The sequence below is a fragment of the Frankia umida genome (genome assembly GCF_023242945.1).
Classification (GTDB): domain Bacteria; phylum Actinomycetota; class Actinomycetes; order Frankiales; family Frankiaceae; genus Frankia; species Frankia umida.
Genome location: NZ_JALKFT010000003.1, coordinates 40,811 through 52,842, shown reverse-complemented (window position 1 = coordinate 52,842; position 12,032 = coordinate 40,811). Strand labels below are relative to the sequence as shown.

Annotated in this window: 13 protein-coding genes and 1 pseudogene; 7 read left to right on the top strand and 7 right to left on the bottom strand. The window is 71.7% G+C overall.

All coding sequences use genetic code 11. The features are described from left to right. Positions 1-24: 24 nt before the first annotated feature. Positions 25-981 (bottom strand): low temperature requirement protein A, encoded by a 957-nt coding sequence (locus MXD59_RS04065; protein ID WP_248823498.1) that lies wholly within the window; start codon positions 979-981, stop codon positions 25-27. A gap of 325 nt (positions 982-1,306) precedes the next feature. On the opposite strand from MXD59_RS04065, the gene MXD59_RS04060 reads away from it, so the two are divergent. After that, positions 1,307-1,753, top strand: coding sequence for a response regulator (locus MXD59_RS04060; RefSeq protein ID WP_248823497.1), 447 nt, complete (start codon positions 1,307-1,309; stop codon positions 1,751-1,753). Positions 1,754-1,911: 158 nt separating this feature from the next. On the opposite strand, the gene MXD59_RS27710 is transcribed toward MXD59_RS04060, so the two are convergent. From MXD59_RS27710 to MXD59_RS04035, 5 genes and pseudogenes are all read right to left on the bottom strand, one after another. After that, positions 1,912-2,103, bottom strand: a complete 192-nt coding sequence (locus MXD59_RS27710) for a hypothetical protein (RefSeq protein WP_248823668.1) — start codon at positions 2,101-2,103, stop codon at positions 1,912-1,914. Positions 2,104-2,161: 58 nt separating this feature from the next. Continuing rightward, positions 2,162-2,218: pseudogene (locus tag MXD59_RS27705) on the bottom strand (hypothetical protein); the annotation flags it as partial. A 65-nt stretch (positions 2,219-2,283) separates the two neighbouring features. Beyond that, positions 2,284-2,487: an SRPBCC family protein gene (locus MXD59_RS04045; RefSeq protein ID WP_248823496.1), complete on the bottom strand. Its 204-nt coding sequence runs from the start codon at positions 2,485-2,487 to the stop codon at positions 2,284-2,286. Positions 2,488-2,860: 373 nt separating this feature from the next. Beyond that, positions 2,861-3,064 (bottom strand): cold-shock protein, encoded by a 204-nt coding sequence (locus tag MXD59_RS04040; protein ID WP_163547935.1) that lies wholly within the window; start codon positions 3,062-3,064, stop codon positions 2,861-2,863. A 209-nt stretch (positions 3,065-3,273) separates the two neighbouring features. After that, on the bottom strand, positions 3,274-4,224 hold the full coding sequence (locus MXD59_RS04035; protein WP_248823495.1) for a LysR family transcriptional regulator: 951 nt from the start codon (positions 4,222-4,224) through the stop codon (positions 3,274-3,276). Positions 4,225-4,482: 258 nt separating this feature from the next. Here MXD59_RS04035 and MXD59_RS04030 point away from each other — a divergent pair, with 258 nt between their 5' ends. From MXD59_RS04030 to MXD59_RS04015, 4 genes are all read left to right on the top strand, one after another. After that, positions 4,483-5,292, top strand: a complete 810-nt coding sequence (locus tag MXD59_RS04030; protein WP_248823494.1) for a CTP synthase C-terminal region-related (seleno)protein — start codon at positions 4,483-4,485, stop codon at positions 5,290-5,292. Between the two features lie 57 nt (positions 5,293-5,349). After that, positions 5,350-6,108: an SRPBCC family protein gene (locus tag MXD59_RS04025; RefSeq protein WP_248823493.1), complete on the top strand. Its 759-nt coding sequence runs from the start codon at positions 5,350-5,352 to the stop codon at positions 6,106-6,108. Positions 6,109-6,387: 279 nt separating this feature from the next. Then, a complete protein-coding gene (gene add / locus MXD59_RS04020; RefSeq protein WP_248823492.1) occupies positions 6,388-7,461 on the top strand; it encodes an adenosine deaminase in 1,074 nt (357 codons plus the stop codon). 50 nt (positions 7,462-7,511) lie between these two features. Then, a complete protein-coding gene (locus MXD59_RS04015; RefSeq protein WP_248823491.1) occupies positions 7,512-8,663 on the top strand; it encodes a glycerate kinase family protein in 1,152 nt (383 codons plus the stop codon). On the opposite strand, the gene MXD59_RS04010 is transcribed toward MXD59_RS04015, so the two are convergent. Further along, positions 8,660-9,457, bottom strand: a complete 798-nt coding sequence (locus MXD59_RS04010) for a peptidoglycan recognition protein family protein (RefSeq protein ID WP_248823490.1) — start codon at positions 9,455-9,457, stop codon at positions 8,660-8,662. The two genes, MXD59_RS04015 and MXD59_RS04010, sit on opposite strands and share 4 nt — an antisense overlap. Positions 9,458-9,793: 336 nt before the next feature. Between MXD59_RS04010 and MXD59_RS04005 the strand changes: the two genes are divergently transcribed. Further along, positions 9,794-10,933: a GNAT family N-acetyltransferase gene (locus MXD59_RS04005; RefSeq protein ID WP_248823489.1), complete on the top strand. Its 1,140-nt coding sequence runs from the start codon at positions 9,794-9,796 to the stop codon at positions 10,931-10,933. A gap of 372 nt (positions 10,934-11,305) precedes the next feature. Further along, entirely contained in the window at positions 11,306-12,001 is a 696-nt protein-coding gene (locus MXD59_RS04000; protein ID WP_248823488.1) for a hypothetical protein, read from the top strand. Positions 12,002-12,032: the final 31 nt, after the last annotated feature.

Genomic DNA, 12,032 nt, shown 5'->3' with positions numbered 1-12,032 from the left:
CGGGGATGGCCGCCGGGGGACGCCCTATTTCCTGGTCAGTGGGTTGCCGTGCAGGAGGGTGACAGCGGCCAGGAAGACGGCGACCGGTACGGCCACGGTGGCGACGGCGGCCAGGGCGCCGAGTTCGCTGTGGTGGCTGACCTGGTCGACCAGTGCCGCGAGGCCGGCGCCGACGGCCGCCGCCGACGCGAACACGAAGTAGTGGCCGTATCCCCACCGGAAGGCGGCCGCGCTCGACACCAGCACCTCGTGCGCCGGCCGGGCGAAGTACACCCACCACATCGCGAAGACGATCAGCAGGCCGCCGCCCGCCACGGCGAACAGGGCGGCGCCCAGTTCGTGCTCGTCCAGCGCGACCTGGACGGCGACCGTCGCCGACAGGATCGACTCACCCAGCACGATGATCGTGAACAGGCCGTATCGCTCGGCGATGTGGTGCGGATGCCAGGGCGTCCGGCCACGTCGCTCGGCGAGGATCGGTACCGCGAGTTCGGCGAGCACCATCACGGCGAAGCCGGGGGCCCAGCCGGCGTCCGGTAGGAGCAGCAGCAACGCCCAGCCGACCATGCACAGGGAGATCCCGAGCGCGTAGGCGCGGGCGGTGCGCGCTCCGTCCGGTCCGGCGCCACGGGCGGCGCGCAGCCACTGGGCCACCAGACCGATCCGCATCACCGCATAACCGAGGGTCACGATGGCGAAGTCGTGGTCGTCGAAGGCCCGCGGCACCCCCGCGGCGAGCACGAGCACCCCGATGACCTGGACGAACATGGCGAGACGGTAGGGGACGTCGTCCACGTCGTAGGCGGAGGCGAACCAGGTGACGTTCATCCACGCCCACCAGATCGCGAAGAACACGCAGCCGAAGGCAGCGACGCCGCTGCCCGCGTGCCCCTCGCTCAGCGCGTGGTGCAGCTTCGTCGACGCCTGGGCGACCGCGACCACGAAACAGAGGTCGAACAGCAACTCCAGCGGTGTCGCCACTCGATGATCCTCGGTGACTGATCGCGGCCGCATGGGCCGGTACCAGGGGCGATGTCCACTCCGGCCCGCCTGCGTCGTCATGACCGGAAGCTACCGGCTGCCCCCGCGCGGGGATACACCAAGGGGGCGACAAGCGACGGCGCAGGGCGTAACGTCAGCTCATCTTGGTTCCGTGCATCCAGATCACGGGCCTGGCCACGGGCTCGGTGACAGGACGGGTTCCCGCTTCGCCGCGGGTCTGCCCCCGCCGCCTGCTCACCTCCTCTTCTCCGCCCTTCCCCCCACTGTCTGATCCCGAAGTGGCTCCGAACCGCGAGGTGCGCCTGTGACCACCAGCCTGCTGCCCCACTCGTTCGATGTCCTGCTGGTCGAGGACGACCCGGGCGATGTCCTGATGACCCGGGAGGCGTTCGCCGACGAGCGGATCGGCGGCAACCTCCATGTGGTGAACGACGGCGACGAGGCGCTCGCGTTCCTGCGGCATGAGGAGCCGTTCGCCGACATGCCCAACGCCGACCTGGTCCTGCTTGACCTCAACCTGCCGCGCCGCAGCGGCATCGAGGTGCTCGCCGAGATCAAGGCGGACGAGCGGCTGCGCCGTATCCCGGTCGTTATGCTCACGACGTCGGACGCGGCCGAGGACATCGAACGCAGCTACCAGCTGCACGCCAACGCCTACGTCACCAAGGCGGTCGACTTCGACCGGTTCGTCGACGACGTCCGCTCCATCGATGACTTCTTCGTCACCGTCGTGCGCCTTCCGCAGCGTTAGCCGCGCGGAAGGCGGATGACCCCGAGGTCAGTGCCAGTCACTGATCTGGACGTCTCGGGGCGATGTCAGGGCCTTGTACACGTCCGCCGGCGTTGTGGTCCGGACTCCGATGCGGTGCAGAATGTCGGCCATCTGTGTCTCCTTCTTTCTGGGCGTGGTCAGTCCGAGCCGTGTTCGGTGGGGGTGGGTTGGTGCCGCGAGCGCTGGATCGCCTCGGCGAGCTGCCCGATTCGTCGCAGACGGGCGTCCCAGGCCGACCCGACCGAGGCGAGCTGGCTCACTGCCCGGGCCAGTTGGGCCTCGTCCACCTGGTAGCGCCGCTCCCGACCGATCGGGACGACCCGGACCAAGCCCGGCCCGGTCGAGGACACCGAGGTGCTTCGCGACCGCCTGCCGGGTCACCGGGAGCTGTTGGCTGAGCGTGGTCGCGGTGCCGCCGGCCTGGGACAGCAGAAGGTCGAGCATCCGCCGTCGCGTCGGGTCGCCGATCGCCGACCAGAGCAGGTCGTCGATCATGTCCGCGGAGGGCGTCATGGTCGTGTCGTGAGCGAGGCGAGGTGGGGCGCGATTCTCGGCAGGTAGAAGTCCCACCCGATGATGTGCTCCCGGTACTGCTCCTCGAGAACGGCGCTCTCCCAGCCCTGCTCGCGGAAACCGGTCTCGGTCATCCGTAGCAGCGTCCCGTTACCCGACGGCCTCAGCTCGAAGCTGACCAGCAGCGAGTTTCCCGGCACCGCGGGCGCATCGGCTGGATGCGTCCACCGGAACGGGCCTCCCGCAACCTTTTGTTGCGCATGACCGTATCGCCCGTCGAAGCGACACGCAACCATGGGTTGCTCGTCAGGTTCGGGAGCGGGTTCGGGAGCGGGGCGGGTTCGGGTCTGCCTGCCAGGTCGGGCCGCGGGAGTCCGGTGCCGGACGAGGTCGGGAGTGCACGGTGGCCGAGGATGCGGCCCCAGGTCGGCGGCCGGGTAGCTCGGCTGGTCAAACTGAGTGAAGGTGGGCACCCGGGGCATCGCCGCGGGTCGCTGTGCCCTCAACGCAGTTGCGGCGCGTGACCCGGGGTGGGGTCACGCGCCGCAACGAAGATCAAATGGTGCTGGACAATCAGGCGGGACTCACGTTGTCCGCCTGCGGTCCCTTCTGGCCCTGCACGATCTCGAACTGGACGCTCTGGCCCTCATCCAGGGACTTGTAGCCGTCGGCCACGATCGAGGAGTAGTGGACGAACACGTCCGGGCCGCCACCGTCGACGGAGATGAATCCGAAGCCCTTCTCCGCGTTGAACCACTTGACGGTACCCTGCGCCACGATGCTTTCTCCTTGCCGCGCTCCCGGTGTGCGTCCTTCGCATACCGGCTTCGCACCAGGCCGCGATCCGTTCCGCGGTCTGGTCGTGCCGTTCTCTGCGTAGGTCACGCACCGAGAAACCAGCAACACCTCAAGCCTACCCCGTGGCAGGTGCGCCGCGCCGGACCAGCGCTTGTCCGCTTCTGGTCCACTCGCCCCGCTGTGCCCCGCTACGCTCCTGCGAAAACGGCCGCCACAGCCAGTGCCGTCGGGCCGGACCGGCCTGTACTCAGCAGTTCCTGGCGAAATGTCACCGCCGCGCCCCCGGTCGCCAGCCCACCGGCGCGTGGTCGCGTCCGCGCCCCGCGGGTCGGCGGCGCCGCGGCGCGGACCGGCACGGCGACCAGCGACGTCCGCCCCGGTGGCAGCGCCCGTGCTGGCAGCAGCGTCAGCCCCTGGCCGGCGGCGACCAGCGCCAGCAGCCCCTGGACGTCCGGGCCGGTCAGGTGAAGCCGGGCGCGGAACCGTTGCTCGTTGGTCAGCGTGCGCAGCAGGGCCAGCCCGCAGCCCGCCTCGGGTGCGTCGATCCAGCCGGCGTCGACCAGATCGGTGAGGCGTACGTCGGGTCGTCCGGCGAGGGGATGATCCGCGGGCAGGATCACGGCGACTGGTTCCTCGACCATCCCCACCGCCCGGATGGGCCCCACCTCGGGTAGCCGCAGTGGATCGCCGCTGGTGGCGAGCCCAACAGCAACGCCGAGGTCGACGTCCCCGCGGGCGACCGCGGTGGCCACCGCGGCGGCGCCCGCGACGACCACGCGCACCTCCAGCCGGGGAAAGTCGGGCCTGACCTGTTCAAGTGCGGCGGCCAGCCGGTCGGCGGCGAGCGGGTGGACGGCAACGGTCAGCAGTTCGGACGGTGTGCCCGCGGCCCGGGCGACGTCGGTGCGCGCCGCGGACAGTCGCAGCAACAGTGGTGTGGCGTGTTCCAGTAGCCGGGCACCGGCCTCGGTCACCGCCACCGCGGGCCGGCGATGCAGCAGGACGACACCGAGGTCGGACTCCAGCGCCGCGATCTGCTGGGACACCGCCGACTGGGTGTAGCCGAGGCTGTGGGCGGCGGCGGAGAAGGAGCCCGCCGCCGCGACCGCGACGAAGGTGCGCAGCTGTTGCGGATCCACGCCATCAGTATCACTGATGGCGAATGCCGGAATTATCGTTGGATCTGATGTCCGACACCCCGGACCATCTGGGGCATGCCGCTGTCCTCATCATCGCCCACCGCCACCGCGACCTCTGCCACCGCGACCTCTGCCACCGCGACCTCTGCCTCTGCGACCTCTGCCTCTGCGACCTTTGCCTCTGCGACCTTTGCCTCCGCCACCTCTGCCGGCGAGCCCGTCGTCCCGCCTCGAGCCGGGGCCGCGCCCTACGCCCGGGTGGCCCTGGTCGGGGACCGTAGCGCCGAGGTCGCCGCGCATGCTCGCATCCCGGAGCTGCTCGAGGCGCTGCGCCTGCGCGATGGCCTGCCGCTGGACGCCTACTGGATCCCGACCGACGAGATCCTCCCCGCGGCAACCGCCGACTCCTCGGCCGACCGCCTCCCGACCGGCCTGGCCGCGTCCGCGGGATTCCTGGCCGGGTTCGACGGTGTCTGGCTGGTGCCGGGTAGCCCGTACGCCAGCGAGGCGGGTGCGCTCGCGGCGGTCCGAACAGCCCGTGAGCAGGGCATCCCCCTGCTCGGGACCTGCGGTGGGCTGCAGCATGTAGCCCTGGAGTTCGCCCGGTCGGTGTGCGGTCGCCCGGATGCGGCCCACGCCGAGAACGATCCGAGCGCCACCGCGCCCCTGATCGTCCCGATCACATGTGCGCTGGACGGTCATGAGGGCGTCGTCCTGGTCACCCCGAACTCGCTCGCCGAACGGCTGATCGGCGCGGACCGCACGGTCGGGCGTTACTACTGTTCCTACGGCATCAATCCGTCCGACACCGGCCTGCTGCTGGCGCACGGACTGCGCTTCAGTGGCGTCGACGAGACCGGCGAGGTGCGGGTCCTGGAGCTGCCCGGTCATCCGTTCTTCCTGGCCACGCTGTTTCAGCCGGAACTCGGTTCGGACGCGGGACGGGTGCATCCGGTCATCCGCGGCTTCGCCGAGGCCGCGGTCGCCCGCGCGGCCGCCCGGCGCGTCGCGGCTCGCGGCGCCTCGGGTCCGGCGTCCATCTGGGGACCCGGCTCGCAGGTGTGTTAGTCGAACGGGCGCGGGGATGAGCGTCATGTCTGCAACTCGCGATGAACGGGAGGAAGCATGGCGAGCACGGTTCAGGAAACGATCGAGGTCCACGTCCCGATTCGCACCGCCTACAACCAGTGGACGCAGTTCGAGTCCTTCCCGAACTTCATGGAGGGGGTGGAGTCGATCGCACAGCTCGACGACACCCACACCCACTGGAAGATCAAGGTCGCCGGCCAGGAACGCGAGTTCGACGCGACCATCACCGAGCAGCTGCCCGACGAGCGGGTGGCGTGGAAGAGCACCGGCGGCACGGATCACGCCGGGGTCGTGACCTTCCACCGCCTCACCGACGATGACACCCGGGTGACCGTCCAGCTGGACTGGCAGCCCGACGGTCTCGCCGAGAAGGCGGGTGCGCTTCTTGGCGCCGACGACCGCCGGGTCAAGGCTGACCTGCGCAAGTTCAAGTCGTTCATCGAGCACCGTGGGAGCGAGACGGGTGCGTGGCGCGGCGATGTCGCCCGCCCGGACGCCGCTGGGGGCGCTGGCGCCGCTGACGGGTACGAGGCGGGGGCGGCAGGTCGTCGCTACACCGACCGGGCGGGTGACCCGAGCTCGGGTGACGCCGTGGGCGGATCGGGCTACGCCGACCCGACCGGCGCTCCCGACTACGACCGCCCGGCGGGTGGTTCCGGTGCTGGCTATGGCTCCCCCGCAGGCGGTTCCGGCTATGGCTCCACGGGTTCCGCGGGCGGTACGGACTACCGCGAGCCTGGCCCGACCGGGCAGGCGGGACCGCGGACGCCGGGTAGCGCCGCCGGCGGCTGGTGACCTGGCACCGCACGGACTTCACGGCGAATCTGAGGGCGTGGCAGGACGGACCCCCGTCCCGCCGCGCCTTCGCCATGTGCGGGCAGTGCGGCACCCCGACCCTTCGGTCGGGCTCGGAGCCCGGGTCGCTTTCTGGCGTGGTTTCTGACCTGGTTCCGGGTGCGGGGTGGGTCCCGTACCCTCCAACTGGGCGGGTGAGCGGTGGTTGGCCGCCGCATCGAGTCGCGAGGACGCGTCGGGCCTCGTGGCGGTGTCACACCGCGAGGAGGAGGGGCATCCATGCGTGATCTGCGGACTCTGCCCAAGGGCCACCTGCACCTGCACTTCGAGCTGGCGATGCGCCCGTCCACGCTGGCGGACCTGGCCGCGAACGCGGGGCTGCCCACCCCACGGACCTCGGGTTTCACCGAGTTCGGCGGCTTCGGCGAGGTGATCGGCGGGATTCTGCCGCTGTTTCGCGGCCCGGCCGACTTCGAGCGGCTCGTCGACGAGATGGTCAGCGACGCCGCGGCCGAGGGCATCGTCTACCTCGAACCCAGTTTCTGGCCGTACGCCCACCCCGAGGCGTTCGGGAGTGCCGACGAGGCGTGGGAGACCGTTCTGGCCCGTTCGGAGCAGGCCGGAGCGCGCCACGGTGTCACCGTCCGCTGGATGGCCGCGGTCGACCGGGTGTTCGACTCCCCCGAACGGGCGGTGGAGGTGGCCCGCACGGCCGTGCGTTACGCCGACCGGGGCATCGTCGCCCTGGGCCTGCACAACGACGAGAACGGCTGGCCGCCCGAGCCGTTCGAGGCGGCCTTCCGGCTCGCCGTCGACGCCGGGCTGATGTCCACCCCGCACGCCGGTGAGCTCGACGGGCCGGCGTCCGTGCGGGGGGCGATCACGAAGCTGGCCGCCGACCGGCTGCAGCACGGGGTGCGGGCGATCGAGGATCCGGCGCTGGTCGACGAGCTGCGCGAACGCGGCATCTGCCTGGACGTCTGCCCGACCTCGAACGTGCTGCTCTCGGTCGTCCCGTCGCTGGCCGAGCATCCCCTGGCGGCGCTGGTGCGCGCCGGTGTGCGCTGTTCGATCAACGCCGACGATCCGCTGCTGTTCGGCCCCAACTGCCTGGACGAGTACGAACTGTGCCGCCGCGAGCTGGGGCTGACCGACGAGGAGCTCGCCGAATGCGCCCGCAGCTCGGTGCGCTCCGGTGCGGCGCCGGACGCGGTGCGTGAGGCGGCACTCGCCGGGATCGACGCCTGGCTCGCCGCGCCCGCCGATCTTCCCGCGCAGCCCGCCGCCCCGTCGGTCCCGTCCGTCCCCTCGGTCTCGTCCGCCCCATCGGTCGCCGAGGGTGGCCGTCGGTGAACTCCGGCCGGCAGTCGATGGTCGTCGCGGGGCGCTGAGCGTGCCAGGTCATGATCGATAGCGGTCGGGGCCGGTCGTGGCGGGTGGTGATCGCGCCCGATTCGTTCAAGGGGTCGGCGAGTGCCACCGAGGTCGCGGCGACACTGGCGCGCGGATGGCACTCGCGCCGTCCACAGGACGAGATCGTGACGTTGCCGATCGCCGACGGCGGCGAGGGAACGCTGGATGTCTTCGCCGCGACGGTGCCCGGGGCCAGGCGGCGGCCGCTGCGGGTCACTGGTCCGGATGGGCGAGGCCACGACGGCGAATGGCTGGCCCTGCCGGGGGATGTCGCGGTGGTCGAACTCGCCGCGGTGAGCGGACTACCGCTGATGCGTACCCCGGACCCGCTGGGCGCCCAGACCATCGGTGTCGGGCAGGCGCTCGCGGCGGCGCTGCGCGAGGGGGCCAGGCAGATCCTGGTCACGCTGGGGGGGTCGGCATCCACCGACGGCGGCACCGCGGCGCTGAGCGTGCTGGGTGCCGGGTTCACCGATGCCGCCGGTGGGGTGCTGCCATCCGGCGGGGGCGCTCTGGTCACTCTGCATCAGATCGATCTCGCCCGCCTGGTCCCCCCGCCCGCCGGGGGAGTGCGCTGCCTCGTCGACGTCGACGCCCCCCTGTTGGGGGATGCCGGTGCCGCGGCCGTCTTCGGCCCGCAGAAGGGGGCGACCGCCGCCGACGTGGACCGGCTGGCCGCGGGGCTGACCCGGCTGGCCGGGTTGCTCGGTGGTGATCCGATGGCGCCGGGTGCGGGTGCCGCGGGTGGCACGGCCTACGGTCTCGCCGCGGCCTGGGGCGCGCAGCTGGTCTCGGGCGTCCAGACGATCATCGAGGTGGCTGGCCTGCCCGGTGCGCTGGACGACGCGGACTGGGTGGTGACCGGGGAGGGCCGTTTTGACCAGACGTCCCTGCGCGGGAAGGTCGTCGGTGGCGTGCTGGCGCTCGCGCGGCGGCGGGGGGTGCCGGTTCTGGTCGCGGCAGGGCAGGTTGACGCCCCCCGTCCAGAGGGGGTCGTCGGCGAGGCCGCGCTGGCGGGACTCGCGGGCGGGGTCACGGCGGCCATGGCGGATCCGCACCGGTGGCTGCGGGCGGCGGGTGCCGACCTGGCCGCGCGGGCCGAGCACGGTCACGACGCCGGGCGCCGCCGCCGGGGGATCTAGACGGTGCGGTTGAGGCCGGTCAGGATCCAGCCGAGTTTGCGCCAGGTGGTGGGGCCGCAGACGCCGTCGTCGGGGATGCGGCCGAACCACTGCGACGCGTACCGCTGCAGGGAGGCCACCCGGGCGGTGGTGCGTGGCCCGTACGTGCCATCCGGGGGCAGCCGGTTGGGATCGCCGGTGGGTGCCTCATGGCCGAAGGCGATGTTCAGCGCGTTCTGGAGTTCGGCGACGTCCGGACCGGTCATGCCCTCGCGCAGGGTGGGCCGGCCGGCGTAGCGGTCGCGGGGATCAGCGGTGAGGGCCGTCCGGCCGGTGGCCAGGGAAAGGATGTCACCGCGGCGGTTCGCGCGAATATCCCCAGGGCATTCATGGCCGCCCCAGGCGGTGCCGCCCATCCGGTGGGTGCCGATACCGTGGCCGTCCGGTGAGTCGGTGATCTCCGCTCGCCAGCCGAACTCCTGCATTCCCCAACGGAAGAGTTCGGCCAGTCGGGTGACCTGAATCGGGGTGTAGTCCTCGGTGGGGTATCCCTCGCATTCGCACGAGATCCAGTACGGGTTTCCGGCGGCCTGCGCCCATGCCCGTTGGTCGCATCGCACGTACTGTTCGAGGTCTCCGTTGCGGGAGAGCCACAGATGTGAGCTGACCTGGCTGGCCGAGCTGTCGAACCAGGAGAACAACGAACCTTTCCCGACCTGGACGTGGGGGATGAGGCCACGGGTGGGTTGCACCATCAGCCCGGAGGTGTTCCGCACGGGCCGGTACCGCGCCGGCGGATACAGGGTCGCCGCCATCGTCAGCAGCCCTTTCGCGCACAGCTGTTGTCACGCCGGGTTGTTGATTGGAAACTCACGATGCCGGTTGCTTCCTCTTCGTGCGGGTGTGGTCGCATCGGCCGATGCCGTCCCGTTTCTATCTGGTTCGCCGCGCGAGTCGGGATACCCGGGGTCCGTAGATGTCATTCCGTGTCCGTACGGATCCATAGCGGGACCGTTCGGCGGCCATCGGTGGATCTGGGGCAGGATGCCCGGCTCGCCCGGTCCGGGAAACCGTCCGTCGGGCGAAAGCGGTCCCCGTCCTGGTTGGGGCGCCTAAACTGCTGCCCTGTGCCCGGTGACCGACCCACGAGCGTGGCCATCGTCGCGGGAACACCGCCGAGCGCGGTGCTCGAGCTGCGCACGACGGTGTTCGTCGACGAGCAGGGCGTGCCGGCCGAGCACGAACTGGATGGTCGAGACGGCGACGCCGACCACGCTGTCGTGTTCGACGCGGCGGGCCGGGCGCTGGCCACCGGGCGCCTGCTGGACCCGGGGCCACGCACCCTCGGCGCGCAGCCGGTGGGCATCATCGGACGGGTCGCCGTCGACGGCGCATGCCGCGGGCAGGGCCTCGGTCTCGCCGTCACCACGGCGTTGACGGAGCGAGCCCGCGAACGTGGCCTGCCCGCCGTGGAACTGCACGCCCAACTCCAGGTCTCCGACTTCTACGCGCGGCTGGGCTATCGCGTCATCGCCGAACCCGATATCGAAGCCGGCATAGAACATGTCTGGATGCGCCGCGACCTCGCGCCCGGACTGCGTCAGGCCCGCGCCGAGGACGTTCCCGCGCTCCGCAGGCTGATGGACGTGGGCACCCTGATGGACGTGGGCACCCTGATGGACGTGGGCACCCTGATGGACGTGGGCACCCTGATGGACGTGGGGCAGCCCGCGGCATCGGGCATCACCCGGGCGGCGGCACCCGGCGGGCCCGCCCACCAGGCTCCGGTCGGGCAACCCCACCTGGCGGCACCCGGGGGACTGCCGCACGCGATGTGGATGATCCCGGGACGGGCGGACGATCCCGATCCGGCCGGGCGGGTGCTGGCCTGTGTCGCGGTGCGCCGCCACGAGGAGCCGGCCGGGCGTCCGCCGCCGTCGGTGGCCGAGGTGACGGGGCTGTGGGTGGCGCGGTCAGCGCGCCGGCAGGGCCTGGGGACGACCCTGGTGCGGGTGTGCGAGCGGGCCGTCCGACAGTGGCAGACCAGTCAGACGCGGGCCAGCCCGCCCGTCCGGCCCGCGCTGGCCCCGCCGACAGTGCAGGTGGTGCAGGTGGTGTTGTGGTGCGACGAGCGGTCCGTCGCCGTCCACCAGTTCTGGCGGCGGCTGGGGTACGTCCCCACCGGACGATCCCGGGCCTGTCCGAGTGCTACCGCCATGGTCGAGATCGAGTTTCGTCGATCGGTGCCACACCGGCTACCCGGACGGCCGGCGCAGCCGTCGGCATCCTGACCGTTCACCTGGCACAACGCCGGATCCCACGGTTCGGTGATCCGGACCGGACACGGACCGCTGTTCGAGGAGCGGGCCCGGTTTCCGGACGTGACCCCGCGATCCGGCCGAATGCGCGGCCCCGTCCGGGGGGCGTGGCCGAGACGAATCACCCCGCCGGCACCCAACACATCGCCAACTACCGCTATCCTTGCGACCGATTGCTGTTGTATTTACGGGAATCCCGCTCCAAAGGAGCGGAAACAGGTGTGTCGGTACACGTGGACCGTCGCGCCGACGGGCGTTGGGTGCCCGGGTTCAACAAGGAGGCATTCAATGCCGTTTGCCGTGTCGTCGCGTCACCGTCGCAGGCCGGAGCAGCCTGCCGCGGGCGTGGCATCGCAGGATTCCGTCGACGTCCATGCTCCCGGCCAGGGGTTTCGGGCCGGTGCCCGGTTCGGAGTTCGTGCTACGGGGCCGTCCGGGGGGCGCCGCCGGGTCCGCGCCATCATGGCCGCGACGGGCACCGCGCTCACCCTGACCGGGCTGGTCGCGCTGGGGGGTGCGGCACCCGCCCAGGCCGGCGGGGAGAGCTGGGCCCAGTGCCCGAGTAACGAGGTGATCAGCATCACCGCACCGCCGGAGCCGGGCTGGCCGTCCGACGGGATGACGCTGCTGGCCGCCGGTTACTACGCGCACATCGCGCAGGCCTGGCCGCCCACCACCTCGCTGCTGTGCCGCACGAAGGCCGGGGGTGGCGCCGCGGTGGGGCAGCCGCCGATCAGGATCGAGCAGCTGAGCTGCCCGAACGGTCAGGTGACCTTCGGCGTGCCGCGGCCGAAGATCGCCGGTGGCAACGGTGTGGACGGTCCGCCCGTCCAGTGGGGCACCTACCTGCCCGAGGGCTGGTACGACCTGTCGGCCACCGCCAATGACCCCGGCTGGACGCCCGTGTGCTGGTCGCAGACCAACCGCACGGCGACCAGGCCCGCGCCGGCTCCGGCGGCGGCCCCGGCTCCCGCCGCCAGGCCGGCTCCGGCCCCTGCTTCGGTGCCGGCCACCTCAGCCGCCCCCGCGCGGGCCAGCTGACAGTCGGTTCCGCTGATCAGCGGCCGGCCGT

Excerpts from the sequence above, each read along its gene's own strand:
- MXD59_RS04025 (WP_248823493.1), top strand. The coding sequence starts at position 5,350 with ATGGCGAGCACGGTTCAGGAAACGATCGAGGTCCACGTCCCGATTCGC.
- add (WP_248823492.1), top strand. The coding sequence starts at position 6,388 with ATGCGTGATCTGCGGACTCTGCCCAAGGGCCACCTGCACCTGCACTTC.
- MXD59_RS04015 (WP_248823491.1), top strand. The coding sequence starts at position 7,512 with ATGATCGATAGCGGTCGGGGCCGGTCGTGGCGGGTGGTGATCGCGCCC.
- MXD59_RS04010 (WP_248823490.1), bottom strand. The coding sequence starts at position 9,457 with ATGGCGGCGACCCTGTATCCGCCGGCGCGGTACCGGCCCGTGCGGAAC.